General features: G+C 67.5%; 20 protein-coding genes. 11 read left to right on the top strand and 9 right to left on the bottom strand.

Going from position 1 to position 21595, the window contains the following annotated elements; genetic code table 11:
* Positions 1-7 precede the first annotated feature (7 nt).
* From ACSQ9I_RS06660 to ACSQ9I_RS06630, 7 genes are read left to right on the top strand one after another with little or no spacing between them, the layout of a single operon-like run.
* Positions 8-1003 carry a LacI family DNA-binding transcriptional regulator gene (locus ACSQ9I_RS06660; RefSeq protein WP_436312652.1) on the top strand — a complete coding sequence of 332 codons (996 nt, stop codon included), beginning with the start codon at positions 8-10 and terminating at the stop codon, positions 1001-1003.
* 32 nt (positions 1004-1035) lie between these two features.
* A complete protein-coding gene (locus tag ACSQ9I_RS06655) occupies positions 1036-2046 on the top strand; it encodes an ABC transporter substrate-binding protein (RefSeq protein WP_436312651.1) in 1011 nt (336 codons plus the stop codon).
* Complete coding sequence (locus tag ACSQ9I_RS06650; protein WP_436315721.1) at positions 2043-2849, top strand: ABC transporter permease; 807 nt, start codon at positions 2043-2045, stop codon at positions 2847-2849. The genes ACSQ9I_RS06655 and ACSQ9I_RS06650 overlap by 4 nt, the downstream gene beginning before the upstream one ends.
* A gap of 7 nt (positions 2850-2856) precedes the next feature.
* On the top strand, positions 2857-3654 hold the full coding sequence (locus tag ACSQ9I_RS06645; RefSeq protein ID WP_436312650.1) for an ABC transporter permease: 798 nt from the start codon (positions 2857-2859) through the stop codon (positions 3652-3654).
* On the top strand, positions 3644-4702 hold the full coding sequence (locus ACSQ9I_RS06640; protein ID WP_436312649.1) for an ABC transporter ATP-binding protein: 1059 nt from the start codon (positions 3644-3646) through the stop codon (positions 4700-4702). Before ACSQ9I_RS06645 ends, ACSQ9I_RS06640 begins: the two co-directional genes overlap by 11 nt.
* On the top strand, positions 4699-5520 hold the full coding sequence (locus ACSQ9I_RS06635; RefSeq protein ID WP_436312648.1) for a phosphodiesterase: 822 nt from the start codon (positions 4699-4701) through the stop codon (positions 5518-5520). Before ACSQ9I_RS06640 ends, ACSQ9I_RS06635 begins: the two co-directional genes overlap by 4 nt.
* 37 nt (positions 5521-5557) lie before the next feature.
* Positions 5558-7216, top strand: coding sequence for a Na/Pi cotransporter family protein (locus ACSQ9I_RS06630; RefSeq protein WP_436303056.1), 1659 nt, complete (start codon positions 5558-5560; stop codon positions 7214-7216).
* Between the two features lie 3 nt (positions 7217-7219).
* Here the strand turns inward: ACSQ9I_RS06630 and ACSQ9I_RS06625 are convergent, their stop codons facing one another.
* Positions 7220-8203: a quinone oxidoreductase family protein gene (locus ACSQ9I_RS06625; protein WP_436312647.1), complete on the bottom strand. Its 984-nt coding sequence runs from the start codon at positions 8201-8203 to the stop codon at positions 7220-7222.
* 96 nt (positions 8204-8299) lie between these two features.
* On the opposite strand from ACSQ9I_RS06625, the gene lplT reads away from it, so the two are divergent.
* Entirely contained in the window at positions 8300-9559 is a 1260-nt protein-coding gene (gene lplT, locus ACSQ9I_RS06620) for a lysophospholipid transporter LplT (protein ID WP_436312646.1), read from the top strand.
* Between the two features lies 1 nt (position 9560).
* Here lplT and ACSQ9I_RS06615 read toward each other — a convergent pair whose 3' ends face one another.
* Positions 9561-10802, bottom strand: coding sequence for a glycosyltransferase family 4 protein (locus tag ACSQ9I_RS06615; protein WP_436312645.1), 1242 nt, complete (start codon positions 10800-10802; stop codon positions 9561-9563).
* A 126-nt stretch (positions 10803-10928) separates the two neighbouring features.
* On the opposite strand from ACSQ9I_RS06615, the gene ACSQ9I_RS06610 reads away from it, so the two are divergent.
* On the top strand, positions 10929-11522 hold the full coding sequence (locus ACSQ9I_RS06610) for a hypothetical protein (protein ID WP_436312644.1): 594 nt from the start codon (positions 10929-10931) through the stop codon (positions 11520-11522).
* A gap of 23 nt (positions 11523-11545) precedes the next feature.
* Here ACSQ9I_RS06610 and ACSQ9I_RS06605 read toward each other — a convergent pair whose 3' ends face one another.
* A complete protein-coding gene (locus ACSQ9I_RS06605) occupies positions 11546-13204 on the bottom strand; it encodes an aminotransferase class III-fold pyridoxal phosphate-dependent enzyme (RefSeq protein WP_436312643.1) in 1659 nt (552 codons plus the stop codon).
* A 53-nt stretch (positions 13205-13257) separates the two neighbouring features.
* Here ACSQ9I_RS06605 and asd point away from each other — a divergent pair, with 53 nt between their 5' ends.
* Positions 13258-14124, top strand: coding sequence for an archaetidylserine decarboxylase (gene asd / locus ACSQ9I_RS06600; protein ID WP_436303051.1), 867 nt, complete (start codon positions 13258-13260; stop codon positions 14122-14124).
* Here the strand turns inward: asd and ACSQ9I_RS06595 are convergent.
* On the bottom strand, positions 14116-14865 hold the full coding sequence (locus ACSQ9I_RS06595) for a LysR family substrate-binding domain-containing protein (RefSeq protein WP_436312642.1): 750 nt from the start codon (positions 14863-14865) through the stop codon (positions 14116-14118). The two genes, asd and ACSQ9I_RS06595, sit on opposite strands and share 9 nt — an antisense overlap.
* On the opposite strand from ACSQ9I_RS06595, the gene ACSQ9I_RS06590 reads away from it, so the two are divergent.
* Positions 14817-15437, top strand: a complete 621-nt coding sequence (locus ACSQ9I_RS06590; protein WP_436312641.1) for an MFS transporter — start codon at positions 14817-14819, stop codon at positions 15435-15437. The genes ACSQ9I_RS06595 and ACSQ9I_RS06590 overlap by 49 nt on opposite strands.
* A gap of 217 nt (positions 15438-15654) precedes the next feature.
* Here ACSQ9I_RS06590 and ACSQ9I_RS06585 read toward each other — a convergent pair whose 3' ends face one another.
* From ACSQ9I_RS06585 to ACSQ9I_RS06565, 5 genes are all read right to left on the bottom strand, one after another.
* Positions 15655-16446 carry an SDR family oxidoreductase gene (locus ACSQ9I_RS06585; RefSeq protein WP_436312640.1) on the bottom strand — a complete coding sequence of 264 codons (792 nt, stop codon included), beginning with the start codon at positions 16444-16446 and terminating at the stop codon, positions 15655-15657.
* A gap of 19 nt (positions 16447-16465) precedes the next feature.
* On the bottom strand, positions 16466-17389 hold the full coding sequence (locus ACSQ9I_RS06580) for a DMT family transporter (RefSeq protein WP_436312639.1): 924 nt from the start codon (positions 17387-17389) through the stop codon (positions 16466-16468).
* A gap of 5 nt (positions 17390-17394) precedes the next feature.
* On the bottom strand, positions 17395-19008 hold the full coding sequence (locus tag ACSQ9I_RS06575) for a gamma-glutamyltransferase family protein (protein WP_436312638.1): 1614 nt from the start codon (positions 19006-19008) through the stop codon (positions 17395-17397).
* A 3-nt stretch (positions 19009-19011) separates the two neighbouring features.
* The gene (locus ACSQ9I_RS06570; RefSeq protein ID WP_436312637.1) at positions 19012-19983 is read right to left on the bottom strand and encodes a Bug family tripartite tricarboxylate transporter substrate binding protein; all 972 of its coding nucleotides are present in this window, start codon (positions 19981-19983) and stop codon (positions 19012-19014) included.
* 85 nt (positions 19984-20068) lie between these two features.
* Positions 20069-21583, bottom strand: a complete 1515-nt coding sequence (locus ACSQ9I_RS06565; protein ID WP_093108961.1) for a tripartite tricarboxylate transporter permease — start codon at positions 21581-21583, stop codon at positions 20069-20071.
* Positions 21584-21595 lie beyond the last annotated feature (12 nt).

Here is a 21595-nt window from a genome sequence, read left to right as displayed (position 1 = left end):
CGCCGCCATGAGCATCCAGTCCGTCGCCGAGAAAGCCGGGGTCTCCGTGGCCACGGTCTCGCGCGTCTTCAACTTCCCGGACAAGGTGACGCCGGCCACGCGCGAGCACGTCGAACGCGTCGCCGGCGAGCTCGGCTATCTGCCCAATTCGAGCGCCCGCACGCTGCGCACCCAGCGCAGCCGGGTGCTCGGCGTGGTGCTGCCCACGCTGCTGAATCCGGTCTTCGCCGAATGCCTGCAGGGCATCGCCCGAGCCGCCGCCGCGGGCGGCTACGCGATCATTCCGGTCACCACCGGCTACCAGCTCGACGAGGAACAGCGCGCGGTCAATCTGCTCCTGGCCGGCAATGTCGACGGCCTGATCCTGGTGGTCTCCAACCCGGCCACCTCGGCGGCGCTCGAGCGGCTGCGCGGCGCCGGCCTTCCCTATGTGCTGGTCTACAACCGGCACCCCGAGCACCCCTGCATCTCGGTGGACAGCGAGAGCGCGGTGGCGAGCGCCGTCGCGCGCCTGGTCGAGCTCGGGCACCGCCGCATCGCCATGGTCAGCGGCACGCTGGCCGCATCGGACCGCGCACAACAACGCTGGCGCGGCTTTCTCCAGGGCATGGCGACTGCCGGGCTCGAGCCGCCGGCACTGGTCGAAGTGCCGTTCATCGAAACCGCCGTCGACGAACTGACGCGCTTTCTCGAAGCCGCGCCGCGGCCCACCGCCCTCGTCTGCTCCAACGACCTGCTGGCCATCCGCAGCATCCGCGCGGCCCATCTGAGCGGGCTGCAGGTGCCGCGCGACCTGAGCGTGATCGGCTTCGACGGCATCGCGCTCGGCGAGGACCTGACGCCGGCGCTCAGCACCGTGACCCAGCCGAACGGCGACATCGGCCGCCACAGCGTCGAGCTGCTCGTGCAGGCGCTGGCCGGCGGCACGGTCCCGAACGCCGGCGCGAGCCTCGTGCTGCCCCATGCGTTTCGCGCCGGTGAATCCTGCGCACCAGTCCCCTGACCCACCCGTCCCTCCTCAATCAAGGAACTCCCATGCCACTGCCTCTCCATCGCATCGCCCGCGCCGCGCTGCTGGCCCTCGGCCTCGCCGCCGGCTCGGCCATGGCGCAGACCGCCATTTGCTACAACTGCCCGACCGAATGGGCCGACTGGGGCACGCAGCTGCGCGCCATCAAGGCCAAGACCGGCATCACCGTGCCGCCGGACAACAAGAACTCCGGCCAGTCGCTCGCGCAGCTGGTGGCCGAGAAGGCCAGCCCGGTCGCCGACGTCACCTACCTCGGCGTTACCTTCGCGATCCAGGCGCAGAAGGACGGCGTGGTCCAGGCCTACAAGCCCGCCGCGTGGAAAGACATTCCCGACGGCCTCAAGGACCCGGCGGGTCAGTGGTTCACCATCCACTCGGGCACGCTCGGCTTCATGGTCAACGTCGACGCGCTGCGCGGCAAGCCGGTGCCCAAGTCCTGGGCCGATTTGCTCAAGCCCGAGTACAAGGGCTTGATCGGCTACCTCGATCCGGCCTCGGCCTTCGTCGGCTATGTGGGCGCAGTCGCGATCAACGAGGCGCGCGGCGGCTCGCTCGACAACTTCGCGCCGGCGATGGACTACTTCAAGGCGCTGCAGAAGAACGAGCCCATCGTGCCCAAGCAGACCTCCTATGCGCGCGTGCTGTCCGGCGAGATCGCGATCCTGCTCGACTACGACTTCAATGCCTACCGCGCCAAGTACAAGGACAAGGCCAACGTCGCCTTCGTCATCCCGAGCGAAGGCACGGTGGTGGTGCCCTACGTGATGAGCCTGGTCGCCAACGCGCCGCATGCCGCCGAAGGCAAGAAGGTGCTGGACTTCGTGCTCTCCGACGAAGGCCAGGCGCTCTGGGCCAAGGCCTACCTGCGGCCGGTGCGCGCCGGTGCGATGCCCAAGGAGGTCGAGGCGCAGTTCCTGCCGGCCGCCGAGTACGCACGCGCCAAGTCCGTCGACTACGGCCGCATGGCGCAGGCCCAGCGCGCGTTCTCCGACCGCTATCTGAAGGAAGTGCGCTGAACATTCATCAGCGTTGGCTGCTGCCGGCCTGCCTGGCGCCGGCGGCCGTGTTCTTCCTCGCCTTCTGGCTGCTGCCGGTGGCGCGCCTGCTCGCGTTGCCGGCGGCCAAAGGCTGGGAGACCTACTTCGCCGTGCTGACCGACGGCCGCTACCTGGCGAGCATGCTCAACACGGTCGCACTGTCGCTGGCGGTGACAGTGGCGACGCTGGTGCTCGGCAGCGCGGTCGGCATCTACCTGGCGCGCCGCGCCTTTCCGGGCCGGCGCCTGCTGCTGTCGCTGCTGACGCTGCCCTTGTCCTTTCCGGGCGTGATCATCGGCTTCTTCGTGATTCTGCTCGGCGGCCGCCAAGGGCTGGTCGCCGACCTGGGCGCGGCCTTCGGCCTGGAGCGCATCACCTTCGCCTACGGCCTGCTCGGTCTCTTCCTCGCCTATCTCTACTTCTCGCTGCCGCGCGCCATCGCCACCTACGCGGCGGCCGCCGAGGCCATGAACCTGCAGCTGGAAGAAGCCGCGCGCTCGCTCGGCGCCTCGCGGCTGCGCGTGGTGCGCGACGTCTGGCTGCCGGAACTCGCGCCGACCACGGTGGCCTGCGGCGCGATCCTGTTCGCCACCTCGATGGGCGCCTTCGGCACCGCGTTCACGCTCGCGAGCAAGTTCGAGGTGATCCCGATCACGATCTACAACGAGTTCACCAACTACGCCAACTTCGCGCTCGCGGCCTCGCTGTCGATCGCGCTGGGCCTGGTGACCTGGGCCGTTCTCTACGTGGCCCGGCATTTCGGCGCGGACCCCACACGCTAGGCAGGCGATGCGCACCACCACGACACCCGCTCCGTTCCTGCTGACCGTCACCGTGCTCGTGAGCCTCTTCATGATCGCGCCGATGCTGCTGTCGATCATGGCCGGCCTGGTCAACAACTACAGCGCCGGCATCAAGAGCGGGCTGACCCTGCGCTGGCTCGGCGAAGTCTGGGAGGTCTACGGCAACACCGTCGGCTGGTCGATCGCGCTCGCCCTGGGCTGCGTGATCGGCACGCTGCTGCTGGGCGTGCCCTGCGCTTACGCGCTGGCGCGCAGCCGCACGCGCGCCGCCCGCGCCTTCGAGGAACTGATCACGCTGCCGGTGGCGGTGCCCGGCCTCGCCACGGCACTGGCGCTGATCCTGGCCTACGGCCAGCTCACCGCCTTCCGCCAGAGCTTCGCCTTCATTCTGGTGGGCCACATCGTGTTCACGCTGCCCTTCATGGTGCGCACCGTGTCCTCGGCCTTCCAGCGCGACGAACTGGTTGCGCTGGAAGAAGCCGCGCGCTCGCTGGGCGCGAACTTCGGGCAGCGCTTTCTCGGCGTGCTGGTGCCCGCGGTGTTCCCGGCCATCGTGGCCGGCAGCCTGATGGTGTTCACCCTGTCGGTCGGCGAGTTCAACCTCACCTGGATGCTGCACACGCCGCTGACTCGCACCCTGCCCGTCGGCCTGGCCGACAGCTATGCATCGATGCGACTGGAAATCGGCTCGGCCTACACGCTGGTCTTCTTCATCGTCATCCTGCCGGTCCTGTGGGGCCTCCAATACTTGGCCCATCAAGTGCAAAGACGCTATGGAACTTGAGCGCATCCCCGTCGATATTTCCAACTGCGCGAAGACCTATGCCGACGGCACGCGCGGCCTGCTGCCGACCACGCTGCATGTCGAGCCCGGCGAGGTGCTGGCGCTGCTCGGCCCCTCGGGCTGCGGCAAGACCACGCTGCTGCGCCTGATCGCCGGCCTCGAGTCGCCCGACGAAGGCAGCCGCATCGTCTTCGGCGAGCAGGACGTGACCGCGCGGCCGGTGGAGCAGCGCGGCGTCGGCATGGTGTTCCAGAGCTACGCGCTCTTCCCCCAGATGACGGTGGAAGCCAACATCGGCTATGGCCTGCGCATCCGCGGCGTGGCGCCGGCCGAAGAGCGGCGCCTGGTCGGCGAGCTGGTCGATCTCACGCGGCTCGGTGGCCTGGAGAAGAAGCGGCCCGCCGAGCTGTCCGGCGGCCAGCGCCAGCGCGTGGCGCTGGCCCGCGCGGTGGCTGTGCGCCCGCGCGTGCTGCTGCTCGACGAGCCGCTGGCGGCGCTCGATGCCAAGCTCAAGGAATCGTTGCGCGACGAACTGGCCGAGCTGCTGCGCAGGCTGCACATCACCGCCATCCACGTCACGCACGACCAGCAGGAAGCGATGGCGATCGCCGACCGGCTGGCCGTGATGAGCGCCGGCCGCATCGTGCAAATCGGCCGCGGCGAGGAGCTCTACCGCGCGCCGCAGCATCCCTTCGTGGCCGAGTTCCTGGGCCGCGTGAACCGGCTGGAGCGCGCGCCCGACGCGGTCGCCGAGGGTGTGCTGCGCCTGGGCGGCGCGGCCTTTGCTTGCCCGAGCGCATGGACGACACACGCGACGCTGCTCATCCGGCCCGAAGACCTGGAGGTCGGCGTGCCCCAAAGCGGCTGGGGTGCAGCCCGGGTCGAGCAACGCACCTTTCTCGGCGACCGCGTACAACTCAAGCTGCGCGCGGAGGGACAGCCGCTGCTCGTCGCCGATGTCGGCCGCGACATCGCTTTCCGCCCGGGCGACAGCGTCGGCATCCGAATCGATCCCGCCCGCCTCATGACCTCCCAGAAGCTCGCATGACCACCTTTCTCGTTCAACTGAGCGACCTGCACATCCGCGAACCGGGCCGCCTCGCCTACGGCCGGCTCGACACTGCCCCCTATCTGCAGCGCGCGGTGCAATCCATCCTGCGCTTGAAGCAGCAGCCCGACGCGGTGGTGATCACCGGCGACCTGAGCGACTTCGGCCGCGCGGCCGAATACGCCCATCTCGAAGAATTGCTGGCGCCGCTTTCGATGCCGCTCTACCTGATGCCCGGCAACCACGACGACCGCGAACAGTTGCGCCGCAGCTTTCCCGGCCACGCCTACTTGGGCACCGAGGGCTTTGTCCAGTTCGCGGTGAAGATCGGCGACCTGCGCCTGCTCGCGCTCGACACCTGCGTGCCGGGCCAGAGCCATGGCACCCTCTGCGAACAGCGGCTGGCCTGGCTCGAAACGCAGCTCGATCTCTACCGCGGCGAGCCCGTGGTGGTCGCGATGCACCATCCACCCTTCGAGACGCTGATCGGCCACATGGACGAGATCGGCCTGCTGGAGGGCGCCGAAGCGCTCGAAGCCCTGATCGCGAGGCATCCCAAGGTCGAACGCGTCATCTGCGGCCACCTGCACCGCGCCATCGACGTGCGCTTCGGCGGCAGCATCGCCTCCACGGCGCCGTCCCCGGCGCACCAGGTCGCGCTCGACCTGGCGCCGGATGCGTCTTCGGCCTGGATGCTGGAGCCGCCGGGCTTTCGCGTCCATGCCTGGGCCGGCGAGCGTCTGGTGACCCATCTCGTGCCGAGCGGCACCTTCGAAGGCCCGTATCCCTTTCACGACAACGGCGCGCTGATCGACTGAGGCGGGCCGGATGTGCGGCGTATAGTCCTCCGCTTCCATGAAGCATCTGTTGAATCTGCTGGCAGCGGTCGCGCTGCTGGTATGGGGTACCCATCTCGTTCGCACCGGCGTGCTGCGCGTCTTCGGCGCCAATCTGCGCAAGATCCTGGTGCACAGCATGCGCAACCGCTTCACGGCGGCGCTCTCGGGCATCGGCGTGACGGCGCTGGTGCAGTCGAGCACCGCCACCTCGCTGATGACTTCCTCCTTCGTCGGGCAGGGCCTGGTCACGCTGCCGGCCGCGCTCGCGGTGATGCGCGGCGCCGATGTCGGCACGGCGCTGATGTCGGTGCTGTTCTCGGCCGATCTTTCGTGGCTGTCGCCGCTTTTCATCTTCGTCGGCGTGGTGCTCTTCATCACGCGCGCATCGACCGCAGCGGGCCGCATCGGGCGGGTGCTGATCGGCCTGGGCCTCATGCTGCTGGCCCTGCAGCTGGTGGTGGAGGCCACCGGGCCGCTGTTCTCTTCGCCGCCGGTGCTGGCGCTGCTGGCCTCGCTCAGCAGCGACGTGCTGCTCGAGATCACGATCGGCGCTGCGCTCGCGATCGCCGCCTATTCCAGCCTGGCGGTGGTGCTGCTGGTCGCGGCCATGGCCAGCTCGAACGTGGTGCCGCTCGATGTCGCGCTCGGCCTGGTGCTCGGCGCCAACCTCGGCAGCGGCTTGCTCGCGGTGCTGACCACCGCGAAGTCGGCGATCCCGGTGCGGCAGGTCACGGTCGGCAACCTGGTCTTCAAGCTGCTGGGCGTGGCGATCGCGACGCCCTTCGTGGGCCTGTACCTGCGCGAGGTCAGGCCCTACATCAGCGATGCGACGCAGCTGGTGGTGCTCTTCCACCTGGCTTTCAATGTGGTCGTCAGCATCGGCTTCATCGGGCTCACGGACGGGGTCGCGAAGCTGGTGACGCGGCTGCTTCCCGCGTTGGCGGAACCCGCGGCCATGCAGCGGCCGCACCACCTCGACCCCTCGGCGCTGTCCACGCCATCCCTCGCGATATCCAATGCCGCACGCGAGGCGCTGCACCAGGCCGACATCGTCGAGACCATGCTGATCGGCATGCTCAAGGTGATTCGCGACAACGACCTGCGCCTGGCCGCCGAGTTGCGCAAGCTCGACGACACCGTCGACCAGCTGTACTCGGCCATCAAGTACTACATGACCAAGATCTCGCGCGAGGCGCTGGGCGAAGAGGAGAGCCGGCGCTGGACCGACATCATCAGCTTCACCATCAACATGGAGCAGATCGGCGACATCATCGAGCGCGTGATCATCGACATCGAGGACAAGAAGATCAAGAAGCAGCGCAACTTCTCGGACGCCGGCATGCGCGAGATCGTGGAACTGCACGAACGGCTGGTCGCGAACCTGCGGCTCAGCATGAGCGTGTTCCTGAACGGCAGCGTGCGCGACGCCCAGAAGCTGCTCGAAGAGAAGGCGCGCTTCCGCGATCTGGAGCGCGCCTACGCCACCACGCACCTCGGCCGCCTCTCGGAGCAGACCGCGTCGAGCATCGAGACCAGCTCGCTGCACATCGACCTGATCAGCGACCTGAAGCGCATCAACTCCCACATCTGCTCGATCGCCTACCCGATCCTCGATTCGGCTGGCGCGCTGGCGCCGAGCCGGCTGCGCGAATCGCGCCTCAGCGCATTGGAATAAGGCTCAGAGCGTCAGGATCGTGCAGCCCGTGGTCTTGCGCGCCTCGAGATCACGATGCGCCTGCTGCACGTCGGCCAACGCATAGCGCTGATCGATCGGAATCTTCACCGCACCACTGACCACCGCCGCGAACAGGTCGTCGGCCATCGCCTGCGTGCTCTCGCGCGTCGCGATGTGCGTGAACAGCGTCGGCCGCGTCAGGTAGAGCGAGCCCTTGGACGCGAGCGTGCCGATGTTGACCGGCGGCACCGGCCCCGAGCCGTTGCCGAAGATGGCGAGCAGGCCGAAGGGGCGCAGGCAGTTGAGCGAGCCCTCGAAGGTGTCCTTGCCGACCGAGTCGTAGACCACCTTCACGCCCTTGCCGCCGGTGATCTGCTTGACGCGCTCGGCGAAGTTCTCGGTGCTGTAGTTGATCGCGTGCGCGGCGCCGTTCGCCAGCGCCAGCTGGCACTTGGCATCGGTGCCGGCGGTGCCGATGAGCTGCAGGCCGAGCGCCTTGGCCCACTGGCAGGCGATCAGGCCCACGCCGCCCGCAGCCGCATGGAACACGATGAAGTCGCCCGCCTGCAACCCCTCGACCGGCAGCGTCTTCTTGAGCAGGTACTGCGCCGTCAGGCCCTTGAGCATCATCGCGGCGCCGGTCTCGAAGGAGATCGCATCTGGCAGCTTGCACACGCACTTGGCCGGCATCACGCGCAGCTCGCTGTAGGCGCCGGGCGGCTGGCTCGCGTAGGCGGCGCGGTCGCCGGGCTTCAGGTGCGTGACGCCCTCGCCCGCCGCCTCGACCACGCCCGCGGCTTCCATGCCGAGCTGCAGCGGCATCGCGAAGGGGTAGAGGCCGCTGCGCTGGTAGGTGTCGATGAAGTTGAGCCCCACGGCATGGTGGTGGATACGGATCTCTCCCGGGCCAGGCTCACCGACCTCGACGTCGACGATCTTCAGTTCCTCGGGACCGCCGGGGCGGTCGATGCGGACGGCTTTGCTCATATGTTTCCTGAATCGGCTGTGGCGAAAGTGACATATGTTAGACAGCTTGGGGCCGGTTCACACCGGCGTCACACGGCCTCGTGACCATCGGCGTCGATGTCGCCTAGATTCCACCTGCTGATCGCCGCGCAAGCGGTTTCGGCGCTGGCGGACAACGCCGTACTGATCGTGACGATCGCGCTGCTGGAAGCGCGCGGCCTGCCCGGCTGGTGGTCGCCGCTGCTCAAGTTCGCCTTCACCCTGTCATATGTCTTTCTCGCGCCGCTGATCGGGCCGCTGGCCGATGCGATGCCGAAGGCCCGGCTCATGAGCCTGATGAATGCGGTCAAGATGATCGGCGTCGCGATGTTGTTCGCCGGCTTGCACCCTTTCGCGGCCTTCGCGGTGATCGGCTTCGGCGCGGCGGCGTACGCGCCGGCCAAGTACGGCCTCGTCACCGAGATCGTCGGCCCGCGCCAGCTGGTCGCGGCCAACGGATGGATCGAGGTCTCCGTCATCTGCGCGGCGCTGCTGGGAACCATGTTCGGAGGGCTGCTGGTGGCCGACCTGGTTCGTTCGTCGGGCGCCAGCCTGACGCTTCAGGCCTGGCTGGCTGCCAGCGTGCCGGGGTCTTCCGCGACGACGCTGACTCTCTCGATCGTTGCGATTTTCTTCATCTACGTGCTGTCCGGACTGCTGAACCTGGGCGTGCCGGACAGCGGCGCGCGCTACCCTGCCAGCCGCATCCACGCGGTCGCACTGGTGCGCGACTTCGAGCGCGGCAACCGCACGCTGTGGCGCGACCGCGACGGTGGCTTGTCGCTCGCGGTCACGACGATTTTCTGGGGCGCAGGTGCAACCTTGCAGTTCGTGGTGCTGCGCTGGGCCGCGGACGTCATGCAACTGAGCCTGGAGCACGCCGCCTATCTTCAGGCCGCAGTGGCGATCGGCGTCATCGCGGGCGCCACCCTCGCGGGACGGTACGTGAGCCTCGATCAGGCCAAGCGCGTGCTGCCAGCGGGCGTGGTGCTCGGCCTCCTGATGCCGGCGGTCGCTTCCGCATCGTCGCTGGCGGTCGCGGTGCCTTTGCTGGTGCTCGCCGGCGCGGTGGGCGGCGTGCTGGTCGTGCCGTTGAACGCGCTGTTGCAGCACCGCGGCCATGTGCTGCTGAGCGCCGGCCGGTCGATCGCTGTGCAGGGCTTCAACGAGAACTTGAGCATCCTGCTGATGCTGGCCAGCTACGCCGCGCTGCTCGCGATCGATGTTCCCATCGTGCCGCTGATGTGGGGCTTCGGCCTGATGATCGCCGCGGCGATCACACTGCTGATGCGCATGGAGAGCAGCAGGCCGCCGCCGGTCGCCGTGCCCGAAACCTGAGCTACATCGCGCCCGCCACGGCGCGGCCCGCCGCACCGGCTGCGCGCGGCTCGGAGCCGGCAGCCAGCGTCGCGGCGAACACTGACTCGACCTGCGTGACGATGCGTTCCCAGCCCAGCTCGTTCGCGGTCTGGCGGGCGTTCAGCGCCATGCGCTGCGCGTGCTCGCGTTCGGCGGCAAGCCGCACGGCCTGGCGAATGAACTCGGGCTCGTCGCCGAGCCGCGCCAGCAAGCCGTTCTCGTCGCTTCGAATCAGCTGCCCCGCCGCGGCATAGTCGTAAGCCAGCACGGGCAGCCCGCTGGCCAAGGCCTCGAGCGTCACGTTGCCGAAGGTCTCGGTCATGCTGGGAAAGAGAAAGGCATCGGCCGACGCATAGTGCGCGGCGAGATCCTCACCGTAGCGCGTTCCCGCGAAGATCGCATCGGGGATCGCCGAAACGAGCGTGTGCCTGGCAGGCCCGTCGCCGACGACGACGAGCCGCGTCGCCGGATGCGCCCGGCGCATCGCGAAAAAGGCGGAGGCCAGCGCACCGAGGTTCTTCTCCGGCGCCAGACGCCCCACGTAGAGGACCACGAAGGTGCCGGGCTCGACGCCCCATGCGCGACGCAATTCCTCGCTGCGTCGCGCCGGATCGAAAAGCGCCGTGTCGACGCCGCGCGACACCAGCACCAGCCGCTGAAAGCCGTTCGTCGCCAGCTCCACGCGCAGCCGCTCGCTCGGCACCATGGTGAAGGCGGTGCGGTTATGGAACTTGCGCAGATAGCCCATGATGGGCCGTTGCAGCCAGCCGATGCCGTAGTGCCGGCTGTAGGCGTGGAAGTTGGTCCGGAAATCGGAGCACACCGGCAACTTCAATACGGCGGCAGCCTGCAGCGCCGACCAGCCCAGCGGCCCTTCGGTGGCGATGTAGACCAGGTCGGGCCGCCGCCGGCTCCACAACGCAACCAGTGCCTTCTTCGAGGGCACGCCCATCTTCATCTCCGGATAGCGCGGAATCGGGAAGCCGCGCATCAGCACCTCGTGGAAGCGATCGGCGCGCAAAGCCATGTCCTCCACGGTCTGGCGCGGTCGCACCAGCTGGATGTCGTGGTGATGCGCATGCAGCCCCTCGACGATGCGCTGCAGGGTCAGCGCCACGCCGTTCACTTCCGGCGGATAGGTCTCGGTGACGAGCGCGATGCGCAGCGACCGTTGCGCTGCCGGCATGTCGTCGACCACAATGGGTGAGAGCGAAGAGGCCATGCGCGGCATGCTGCCGATCGATTGCAACATTGCCGTGACAGCAGCGTCACCGAAATTTCACGCACGCTCGTCACCATTCCGTCACGCGCCGCGCTTATCCGCCATCGGCGCTCCACAGGAGAAAACTTGAAAGACTTCTTCCGCGCCCTCGAGATCCAGCGCTGGGACGACCACCGCTACTACCACCACAGCCGCATCAACCAGTCGCTGCACCTGGTGAGCGCAGTCAGTTTCGTGATCGCCTACGCGCTGCTCTTCGTCGATCCGGTGGCCGCGGCGCTCATCGGCTGGCTGGTGTCGATGACCAGCCGCCAGGCCGGCCATTTCTTCTTCGAGCCCAAGGGCTACGACCACGTCAACCAGGCGACCCACGAGCACAAGGAAGAGATCAAGGTCGGCTACAACCTGCGGCGCAAGGTGGTGCTGATGGGGCTGTGGGCGGCGGCGCCGGTGCTGCTGTGGCTCGACCCCACGGTGTTCGATCTGATGGCGCCGGGCAGCGGTTTCGAGGGCTATGTGCGGCAGCTCGGCATGGTGTGGCTGGCGCTCGGTGCCGGCGGCCTGCTGTTCCGGACCTTCCACCTCTTCTGGCTCAAGGATGTCCGCACCGGCCTGGTGTGGATGACCAAGATCCTGACCGACCCCTTCCACGACATCAAGCTCTACCATCGCGCGCCGCTGCATCTGCTGCGCGGCGAGCTGATCGAACAGAAGGCGTGAGGCGCGCGCCCGCGCCCTCGCGACTACTGCCCCTGCCAGCGATGCGCGAGCATCTCGCGCAAGATTTCGCGCTTGATCGACTTGTTGGTCAGGCCGGCATCGTCCCACCACCAGCCGTCGGCCTGCATCGCGCGCGCGGCCGCCATGAAGCGCTGCACGACCGCATCGAAGTCGGCGTCCGAGTAGTTGAGGCTGAAGATCAGCCGGCCGGTGCCGACCCAGCTCAGCGCCAGCCCCTCGGCGCGCAGGTAGTACTGCAACATCCAGTTGTAGCGCGAAGGACGGGTATAGAAGACCGTCCAGATCGACGACAGGTTCGCCACCTGCACCGGCACGCCCGCCTCCTGCAGGCGCGCGTTGAGCAACTGGGCGCGCCCGTTCCAGCGCTCGTCGATTCCATCGTAGAGCGCGCGCACCTCGGGCCGTTCGAGCCGGTCCAGGAAGGCATGCATCGCGCCCATCACATAAGGATGCGAGTTGAAGGTGCCGCGCGCGAAGCAGATGTCGGCCGGACGGTCTTCGCGGAAGCGCTTCATCAGATCGCCGCGGCCGCAGACCGCGCCGACCGGCAGCCCGCCGCCGAGCGTCTTGCCGTAGGTCACCATGTCGGCGCGCACGCCGAAGTATTCCTGCGCGCCGCCGCGCGCGAGCCGGAAGCCGACGAAGACCTCGTCGAAGATCAGCACGATGCCGCGCTCGGTGCACACCTTGCGCAAGGCCTTGAGCCAGTCGGCGTAAGCGGCCCGGTCGAAGCCGGCGCGCCGGCCGCTGTCCACCAGCGACGAATCGCTCGGCGCGCCGGCGTTCGGGTGCAGCGCCTGCAGCGGATTGACGAGCACGCAGGCGATGTCGCTGCGATTGCGCAGCACGCGCAGCGCGCGATCGTCCATCTCGCGCAGCGTGTAGGTCTCGCGCGGCGGCATCGGGTTGCCGAGGCCGGGCTGCACATCGTCCCACCAGCCGTGGTAGGCGCCGCAGAAGCGAACCAGGTGGGTGCGGCGGGTGTGGTAGCGGGCCAGCCGGACCGCCTGCATCACCGCCTCGGTGCCCGACATGTGGAAGGACACCGCGTCGAGGCCGGAGATTTCGCGCAGGCGCTGCACGTTCGAACTCACGCAAGGGTGGTAGGCGCCGAGCACAGGCCCGAGCGCCTGCACGAGCGAGGCGCCTTCGGCGATGCACTCCTTGTAGAAGTCGTAGCCGAAGACGTTGACGCCGTAGGACCCGGTGAGGTCGTAGAAGACGTTGCCGTCCAGGTCTTCGATCGTGACGCCGTGCGAGGCCTGGAGGAAGGCGCCGACCTGCAGGTGCTCGCGCAGATAGGGGCTGTACTGGAAGGGCACGCGGTAGGCGCCGGTGAACTGCAGGTCCGGCAATCCGGGCCGCGCCTCGGCCGTCGCCGCGAGCGAGCGTGCATAGCGCGTGCGGTACAGGGCGGCCAGCGCCGCCAGGCCGGCGCGCCGCCGTTCGATCACTTCCGCGGGTGCGCCGTCCGAGACGAAGAAGCGGTCGGCATCGTAGGCATAGCCCGGCAGCAGCCCCGCGATGCGCTTGGCCATGCGCGAGTGGCCGGTGAGCGAAGGATGCTTGGCGCGGGAGAGTTCGAGGCGGCGCAGGCCGAGCGGCAGCATGGCGGCGCCCGCAGCCAGCGCCACGGCGGACAAAAAGAATGTTTCGTTCATGGATTCGAAGTCGGACAGGACCTCCCTGTCTACAACAGCTTCTTGACGGCCCGATGAAAATCCGAAGACTCCGCGATGCCCTGCTGCAGCAGGAAGACCTGAACTTCCTGCTCACCAACCGCGTGCCACGCATCCTGCTGACGCGCTTCATGGGCTGGTTCAGCAAGCTGCGCCATCCATGGGTGCGCGACGCCTCGATCGCGGTCTGGCGCCTGTTCGCCGACCTCGACCTGAGCGACGCGAAGAAAACCCGCTTCGACAGCCTGCACGACTGCTTCATCCGCGAGCTCAAGCCGGGGTCCCGTGCCGTCGATCCCGACCCCTCGGTGCTGGCGAGCCCTTGCGACGCCATCGTCGGCGCCTGCGGTGCGGTGAACGGCATCGAGGTGTTCCAGGCCAAGGGCTTTCCGTACTCGGTCGCGGAACTGTTCGGCGATGCGCGCGCGGTCGAACCGTTTCGCGACGGCTGCTATGCGACGCTCAGGCTGACCTCGAGCATGTACCACCGCTTCCACGCGCCGCACGACAGCCGGGTCGAGCGCGTCACCTATCTGTCGGGCGACACCTGGAACGTCAACCCGATCGCGCTCAAGCGCATCGAGCGCTTGTTCTGCCGCAACGAGCGCGCACTGATCGAGGCGCGCCTGCATGCCGGCGGCCATCGCATCGCGATGGTGCCGGTGGCGGCGATCCTGGTGGCCAGCCTGCGCCTGCACTGCCTGGACGTGCTGCTGAACCTGCGCTACCGCGGGCCGAAGCGCACCGACTGCGAGGCCGACTATCGCAAGGGCGAGGAGATGGGCTGGTTCGAGCACGGCTCGACCATCATCGTCTTCGCCCCCAAGGGCTTCACGCTGGCCAAGGGCATCGAGACCGACACACCGATCCGGATGGGGCAGGCGTTGATGAAATCAGCCTAGCGCAGCACGAGCACACGCGAGGAAGGGCTCGATCAGCGGATTGTCGAGATCTCGCCGCCAGCAAACGGCAACCTCCAGGGCGTCCCGAACGTTGCGGAAGCGCCTGAACACAACACCAGGTGGTCGGCCAATTTGCGCGCAGGCCGGGAGTATTGCGCATCCCTCACCGGCCATCACCAGCGCGAGCGCCGAGTTCACTGTCTCTACCCGATGCGCGATGTGCATCGTGACATTGTTTCTGCGCAGCATGGACGCCACCACGGATTTGTCGACACCTTCCTCCAGTGTTGGCAAGCCGATCAATGGCAGGCCTGCCAGGCGCTCGATGGGGACGGTCGACATTCGCACCAGGGCCGACCGCGCGCTGACTGCCAGCATCAGCGGTTGTGTGCCGATCCGCTCCGACGCAATACCTTCGCGAGCGATGGATGGCATGCACAGCGCGACCGTCGCCTCGAGGTTGGTGATGGCTGATGTGCTTGTCGTTGCGCTCAACTCCATGTAGCGGACCTCGACATCGGGGAGCCGTCGTTTGAGTTCGGGAGCGAGCCTGGGAAGCACGAGATAGGGCAGGGCAAACATGGTGCCGATCGTCAGGCGCCCTCGATGGCCGGAACCGACGGCGCGTGCCGCTTCGAAACCCTCGTGCGCCAGCAGCAGGGCCTCCCGGGCCCGCGGTGGCTTATGTTTGCGTGCTCTTGCTGTCCGTGGCCCAAGCGGCACCCGTGGTGCTCGTTGCATTGTTCATGCAGGTAGCCGGCGGTTTGGATTCGCTGGGCGCGGGAATCCGCATTGCGCCGGTCGCTTTGGGAATGTTGTTGGCCGCACCCGTTGCCGGCGCGCTCACCCGTCGCATTGCCGCCGAACATCTGTGCACGGCGGGGATGTTGCTCGCCGCTTGCGGTCTTGCCGGGCTGACTTTTTTCCTGAGCCCCGATGTCGACGGAGCGAAGCTCGGTGCGAGTCTGCTTCTGTTCGGTGTCGGCATTGGAATCTTCGTCACGCCCAACAACACTGCCATCCTGCGCAGTGTGGGCACGGAGCGCCGCGGCATCGCCAACGGCGTGCGTTCCACTCTGCAAAACGCGGGGTTTGTGATCGGCACGGCCTTGACGCTGAGCATCGCGACTGCACCGTTGCCCCCACTGGCGCAGCGCGCCGCATATGGCGGCTCCCTGGGTCATTTGAGCGACGCCGATCTTGCCAGCTTTACGCAGGGATGCCATTGGGCGCTTGGAACCCTGAGCGCGTGTTGTGCGCTTGGCGTCCTACTTTCTCTCGCGATACAGCGTAGAAACAGAGCTGTGCGCTGACGCCGACGACCGTGCCCGCGGCTCAGTAGTTGTTCATCGGGCAGGCCCGACCCCGGCGCATGAAGCATGGGGTGCGAGTAGTGCTTCTTAGTAGTTGTTCATCGGGCAGGCCCGACCCCGGCGCATGAAGCATGGGGTGCGAGTAGTGCTTCTTAGTAGTTGTTCATCGGGCAGGCCCGACCCCGGCGCATGAAGCATGGGGTGCGAGTAGTGCTTCTTAGTAGGTCCCCGGATAGGCCCCGCCGTCGGCCAGCACGTTCTGCCCCGTCAGGTAGCCCGCCTGCACGCTGCAGAGGAAGGCGCAGATGGCGCCGAACTCCTCCGGCGTGCCGAAGCGCCGCGCCGGGATGTTCTTCTTGCGGCTTTCCATGACGGTGTCCAGGTCCTGGCCGGACTTCTTCGCCGCGCCGGCCATGGTGCCCTTAAGCCGGTCGGTGTCGAAGGAGCCCGGCAGCAGGTTGTTGATGGTCACGCCCTTCGCCGCTACGGCCGTGCGCGCGACGCCGGCGACGAAGCCGGTGAGGCCGCTGCGTGCGCCGTTGGAGAGGCCGAGGATGTCGATCGGCGCCTTCACCGAGCTCGAGGTGATGTTGACGATGCGCCCGAAACCGCGCGCGGCCATGCCGTCGACCGTGGCCTTGATCAGCTCGATCGGCGTCAGCATGTTGGCGTCGACCGCCTTGATCCAGGCCTCGCGGTCCCAGTCGCGGAAATCGCCGGGCGGGGGGCCGCCGGCGTTGGTGACGACGATGTCGAAATCCTTGTGTAGCGCGAACACCGCGGCGCGGCCTTCGGCGCTCGTGATGTCGGCCGCGACATGTTTGACGAAAGGCTTGGGCCCGCCCGCCAGCGCCTGCAGCTTCTTCGCCGCGACCTCCAGCGCCTCGGCGCCGCGCGCGACGATCACCACGTTCACGCCCTCGCGCACCAGCGCTTCCGCGCAGCCGTAGCCGAGGCCCTTGCTCGCACCGCACACCAGCGCGGTCTTGCCTGCAATTCCAAAATCCATGGTCGTTTCCTTCGGGCCTTCAGCGCCCGGTTCGAGTGAAGACAAAAATGCCGGCGATCACCAGGGCGGTCCCGGCCGCGATCCACGCGGTGAAGGGCTCGCCGAGGATCAGCACGCCCATCAGGATGGTCGACATGGGCCCGACCATACCCGTTTGCGCTGCCATCGCGGGGCCGATGCGCTCGATGGCCATCATCACCGCCAGCACCGGCAATGCGGTGCACAGCGTGGCATTGAGCACCGACAACCAGATCACCTCGGGCGCCACCTGCAGGGCCGCGCTGATCGGCCGCAGCAGGACGAACTGCGCGATGCACAGCACGCAGGCCACGCTGGTCGCGAGCCCCACCAGCCGCAGCGACCCGAGGCGCTTGACGAACTCGCCGCTGGCGACGAGGTAGACCGCATAGCTCACCGCGCTCAGGAACACCAGCAGCGTGCCCCACGCTGCGGCCGCGCTCTGGCCCAGTTGCACCTCGTGGCCGAACACCAGCAGCACGCCGGCGTAGCTGACGGCCATGCCCGCCACCTGCCAGCGCGTGATGCGCCGGCGGTAGGCGATCCAGCCGAACAGCAGCACCAGCGTGGGGTTGAGGTACAGGATCAGCCGCTCCAGGCTGGCCGTGATGTAGGCCAGGCCCGCGAAGTCCAGGAAGCTCGAGAGGTAGTAGCCCGAAAAGCCGAGACCGAACACGCCCAGCCAGTCGCGCCGCGTCAGCGCCGCCTTGCCGCGCCCGGCCCACCAGGCCATGAGCGCGAACAGCGGCAGCGCGAACAGCATGCGCAGCATGATCAGCGTGACCGCATCGACGCCGTAGCGGTACGCGAGCTTGACGATGATCGCCTTGCCGCTGAACGCGATCGCGCCGGCAGTGGCGAGGGCCAGGCCCGGTCCGATGCTCTTGTGCGCGAGCTGCCCGGGCGTGGCCTGAACCGCAGACATCGATCTCAGAACCCCGCCGCCAGGCCGTCGCGGCGCGGATCGCTCGCGGCCACGTAGCCTTCGACCGCCGGATCGCCCGCGCGGCAGATGAACTGGCCGGCGCCGAAGTCCTGGTAGGAGTCGTTGATCACGTCGACCTTGTGGCCGAGCTCCGCGAGGCCGCGCACCGTCGCCGGATTCATGGCGGCCTCGACGTTGATCTCGAGCCCGCTGTTGAAGCGCCAGCGCGGCGCATCGCAGGCGGCCTGCGGGTTCTGGCCGTAGTCCAGCATGCGCACCAGTGTCTGCATGTGGCCCTGCGGCTGCATGTTGCCGCCCATCACGCCGAAGCTCATCACGGGCTGCCCGTCCTTCGTGAGGAAGGCCGGAATGATGGTGTGGAAAGGCCGCTTGCCAGGCGCCACCACGTTGGGGCTCTTGGCATCGAGGCTGAAACCGTGGCCGCGGTTCTGCAGGCTGATGCCGAATTCGGGCTCCACGCAGCCGGAGCCGAAGCCCATGTAGTTGCTCTGGATGAAGCTCACCATCATTCCGCGCTCGTCGGCGGCGGTGAGGTAGATGGTGCCGCCCTTGACCGGGTTGCCCGCCTTGAAGTCCTGCGCCTTGTTCACGTCGATGAGTTTGGCACGCGAGGCGAGGTAGGTGCCATCGAGCATTTGCAAGGGCGTCACCTCCATCGACGATGGGTCCGAGACGTAGCGGTAGGTGTCCGCAAAGGCCAGCTTCATGGCCTCGATCTGCAGGTGCTGCGAAGCGACCGAATCGACCGGAATCGATGCCATGTCGAAGTGCTCGAGGATGCCGAGCGCAATCAGCGCCGCGATGCCTTGCCCATTGGGCGGGATCTCGTGCAGCGTGTGCTTGCGGTAGTTCTGCGAGATCGGCTCGACCCACTCGGGCTTCCAGTTGGCGAGATCGCGCACCTTGAGGCTGCCGCCGTTGGCGCTCGAGAATTTGCCCAACGCCTCGGCGATCTCGCCGCTGTAGAAGGCATCGCCCCTGGTCGCGGCGATGGCCTTCAGAGCGCGCGCCGCGGCTGGAAAGCGGAACAGCTCGCCGACCTCGGGCGCACGGCCCCATGGCAGGAAGGCCTGCGCGAAACCCGGCTGCGATTGCAGGATCGGCGTGGCCGCGGCCCACTTCTGCTGCACCACCGGCGGCATCAGGTAGCCGCGCTCGGCGATCTCGATCGCCGGCGCCATCAGGTCTTCGAAGGGCAGCTTGCCGAAGCGTTCGGACAACGCGACCCAGCCGCCGACCGCGCCCGGCACCGTCACCGAGTCGATGCCGCGCTGCGGTGGCGTCGCGGCATCGGCACCGTACTTGCGGCGGAAGTACTCGGGCGTCCAGGCCTGCGGCGCCGAGCCGGAGGCATTGAGCCCATGCAGCTTCTCGCCGTCCCACAGGATGCAGAAGGCATCGCTGCCCAGGCCGTTGCTGACCGGTTCGACCAGGGTCATCACCGCAGCCGTCGCGATGGCCGCGTCGGCTGCATTGCCGCCCTGCTGGAGGATGCGAAGGCCCGCTTGCGCGGCCAATGGATGCGAAGTCGAGACGACGTTGCGTGCGAAGACGGGGATGCGGATCGAGGGATAGGGATTGGCGTAGTCGAATTTCATTGCTCAGTCGCCTGTGATTTTTCGTTCGGTGATGATCTTTTTCCACTTGGCGGCGTCCTGCGCCGCCATGCTCGCGAATTGCGTGGGCGTGCCGATCGTCGGTGCGATGCCTAGCTTCGACAACTTGTCGCGCACCTCCGGATCGGCGAGCGTCTCGTTGGCCGCCTTGTTGATGCGCGCCGTCATGTCCGCCGGCAGGCCCTTGGGACCGTAGAGCCCGAACCAGGTGTTCGATTCGAAGCCCGGCAGCACCTCGGCGACGGCCGGCAACTCGGGCGCGAGCGGGCTGGGCTTCAGCGTCGTCACGCCCAGCGCGCGCAGCCGGCCGTCGCGCACATGCGGCATGCCGGTTGGCAGCGAATCGAAGAGCACGTCGATCTTGCCGCTGATCAGGTCGGGAATCGCAAGCGCGGTGCCCTTGTACGGGATGTGCGTGACGAACACGCCGGCCTGCGACTTGAACAGCTCGGTGGTGAGCTGCACGATGGTGCCGTTGCCGCTCGATGCGTAGTTGAGCTTGCCGGGATTCTTCTGTGCGTACGCTATCCATTCGCGCACCGTCTTCGCCGGCGAGCTGTTGGGCACCAGCATGACGCTCGGCGCATCGCCCACATGGGCAATCGGCGTGAAGTCGCGCACCGTGTCGTAGGGCAGCCTGGCGTTGATCGCGGGTCCGATGGCGTGCGTGCTGGTGGTGGCCAGCAGCAGCGTGTAGCCGTCGGCCGGCGCCTTGGCCGCGAGATCGGATCCGATCGCGCCGCCGGCGCCCGGCTTATTGTCGATGACCAGCGTGGTGCCGAGCTTCTCGCCCATCTTCTGCGACAGGGTGCGTGCAAAAAGATCGGTGGCGCCACCGGCAGGGAAGGGCACGATGAGACGTATGGGCTTGCTGGGATAGGCCTGCGCGAAGGCGGTCGGCATGGCTGCCGTACACAGCACGATCGCAGCCGCGCGAAGGAAGTTGATTCTTTTCATGGGCATCGATTCTGACGAGGAGGCAAAGCCTAGTTGAAAAACAAAAAGGCCGCCCTCAGGCGGCCTTTTTGTTCGGCGAGCCCAGTCAATCAGGCTCGACGAAGGCTTCTTCGCGCTTGGACTTCACCGCGGGCAGCAAGACGATCACGACCATCAGCGCGGCCGCCACGAGCAGGCCGGCCGAGATCGGGCGCGTGACGAACACGGCCCACGATCCGCGCGAGAGCAAGAGCGCGCGCCGCAGGTTCTCTTCCATCATCGGGCCGAGGATCAGCCCCAGCAGCAGCGGCGCCGGCTCGCATCCGAGCTTGATGAAGGCGTAGCCGATGACGCCGAAGATCGCGACCATCCAGACGTCGAAGGTGTTGTTGTTGGTCGAGTAGACGCCGATCGCGCAGAACAGCACGATGGCCGGGAACAGCCAGCGATAGGGAATCGACAGCAGCTTGATCCAGATGCCGATCAGCGGCAGGTTCAGGATGATCAGCATCAGGTTGCCGATCCACATCGAGGCGATCAGGCCCCAGAACAGCTCAGGGTTGCTGGTCATCACCTGCGGGCCGGGCTGGATGTTGTGGATGGTCATCGCGCCGACCATCAGCGCCATCACCGGATTCGGCGGGATGCCGAGTGTGAGCAGCGGGATGAAGGAGGTCTGCGCCCCGGCGTTGTTGGCCGCTTCAGGGCCTGCGACGCCGCGGATGTTGCCCTTGCCGAAGGGAATCTCGCCCGGCTTGAGCTTCATCTTCTTCTCGAGCGTGTAGGCCGCGAAGGCCGACAGCAGCGCACCGCCGCCCGGCAGGATGCCGAGGCAGGAACCCAGCGTGGTGCCGCGCAGCACCGCCGGCGTCATGCGCTTGAAGTCTTCCTTGGTGGGCCACAGGTGGTGCACCTCGGAGGTGAAGACCTGGCGCTCTTCCTCGGGCCGCGAGAGGTTGGAGATGATTTCGCCGTAGCCGAAGACGCCCATGGCGATCACGATGAAGCCGACGCCATCGGTCAGTTCGGGGATGTCGAAACTGTAGCGCGCCACGCCCGAATTCACGTCGGTGCCGATCAGGCCAATCAGCAGGCCCAGCACGATCATGCAGATCGCCTTGAGCAGCGAGCCCGAGGCCAGCACCACCGCGCCGATCAGGCCCAGGATCATCAGCGAGAAGTATTCGGCCGGGCCGAACTTGAAGGCCAGCTCGGTCAAGGGCGGCGCGAAGGCGGCCAGGATCAGCGTGCCCACGCAGCCGGCGAAGAAGGAGCCCAGGCCGGCGGCCGCAAGTGCCGCTCCCCCTCGGCCCTGCTTGGCCATCTGGTGCCCGTCGATCACCGTGACGACGGAGGACGATTCGCCCGGCAGGTTGACCAGGATCGCGGTGGTCGAGCCGCCGTACTGCGAGCCGTAGTAGATGCCCGCGAGCATGATCAGTGCGGCCACCGGCGGCAGCGCGTAGGTGGCCGGCAACAGCATCGCGATGGTGGCGACCGGGCCGATGCCGGGCAAGACGCCGATCAGCGTGCCCAGCAGGCAGCCGACGAAGGCGTAGATGAGGTTCTGCAGCGTGAAGGCCGCGGCGAACCCGATGGAGAGGTTGTTGATGAGTTCCATGGCGACGTTGCT

The organism is Variovorax sp. LjRoot84 (genome assembly GCF_964254305.1).
Classification (GTDB): domain Bacteria; phylum Pseudomonadota; class Gammaproteobacteria; order Burkholderiales; family Burkholderiaceae_C; genus Variovorax.
The sequence above is the reverse complement of the archived record's forward strand: the minus strand, read 5'-3'. Positions and strand labels throughout refer to the sequence as shown.

Excerpts from the sequence above, each read along its gene's own strand:
- ACSQ9I_RS06660 (WP_436312652.1), top strand. The coding sequence starts at position 8 with ATGAGCATCCAGTCCGTCGCCGAGAAAGCCGGGGTCTCCGTGGCCACG.
- ACSQ9I_RS06655 (WP_436312651.1), top strand. The coding sequence starts at position 1,036 with ATGCCACTGCCTCTCCATCGCATCGCCCGCGCCGCGCTGCTGGCCCTC.
- ACSQ9I_RS06645 (WP_436312650.1), top strand. The coding sequence starts at position 2,857 with ATGCGCACCACCACGACACCCGCTCCGTTCCTGCTGACCGTCACCGTG.
- ACSQ9I_RS06640 (WP_436312649.1), top strand. The coding sequence starts at position 3,644 with ATGGAACTTGAGCGCATCCCCGTCGATATTTCCAACTGCGCGAAGACC.
- ACSQ9I_RS06635 (WP_436312648.1), top strand. The coding sequence starts at position 4,699 with ATGACCACCTTTCTCGTTCAACTGAGCGACCTGCACATCCGCGAACCG.
- ACSQ9I_RS06630 (WP_436303056.1), top strand. The coding sequence starts at position 5,558 with ATGAAGCATCTGTTGAATCTGCTGGCAGCGGTCGCGCTGCTGGTATGG.
- ACSQ9I_RS06625 (WP_436312647.1), bottom strand. The coding sequence starts at position 8,203 with ATGAGCAAAGCCGTCCGCATCGACCGCCCCGGCGGTCCCGAGGAACTG.
- lplT (WP_436312646.1), top strand. The coding sequence starts at position 8,300 with ATGTCGCCTAGATTCCACCTGCTGATCGCCGCGCAAGCGGTTTCGGCG.
- ACSQ9I_RS06615 (WP_436312645.1), bottom strand. The coding sequence starts at position 10,802 with ATGGCCTCTTCGCTCTCACCCATTGTGGTCGACGACATGCCGGCAGCG.
- ACSQ9I_RS06605 (WP_436312643.1), bottom strand. The coding sequence starts at position 13,204 with ATGAACGAAACATTCTTTTTGTCCGCCGTGGCGCTGGCTGCGGGCGCC.
- asd (WP_436303051.1), top strand. The coding sequence starts at position 13,258 with ATGAAAATCCGAAGACTCCGCGATGCCCTGCTGCAGCAGGAAGACCTG.
- ACSQ9I_RS06595 (WP_436312642.1), bottom strand. The coding sequence starts at position 14,865 with ATGCAACGAGCACCACGGGTGCCGCTTGGGCCACGGACAGCAAGAGCA.
- ACSQ9I_RS06585 (WP_436312640.1), bottom strand. The coding sequence starts at position 16,446 with ATGGATTTTGGAATTGCAGGCAAGACCGCGCTGGTGTGCGGTGCGAGC.
- ACSQ9I_RS06580 (WP_436312639.1), bottom strand. The coding sequence starts at position 17,389 with ATGTCTGCGGTTCAGGCCACGCCCGGGCAGCTCGCGCACAAGAGCATC.
- ACSQ9I_RS06575 (WP_436312638.1), bottom strand. The coding sequence starts at position 19,008 with ATGAAATTCGACTACGCCAATCCCTATCCCTCGATCCGCATCCCCGTC.
- ACSQ9I_RS06570 (WP_436312637.1), bottom strand. The coding sequence starts at position 19,983 with ATGAAAAGAATCAACTTCCTTCGCGCGGCTGCGATCGTGCTGTGTACG.
- ACSQ9I_RS06565 (WP_093108961.1), bottom strand. The coding sequence starts at position 21,583 with ATGGAACTCATCAACAACCTCTCCATCGGGTTCGCCGCGGCCTTCACG.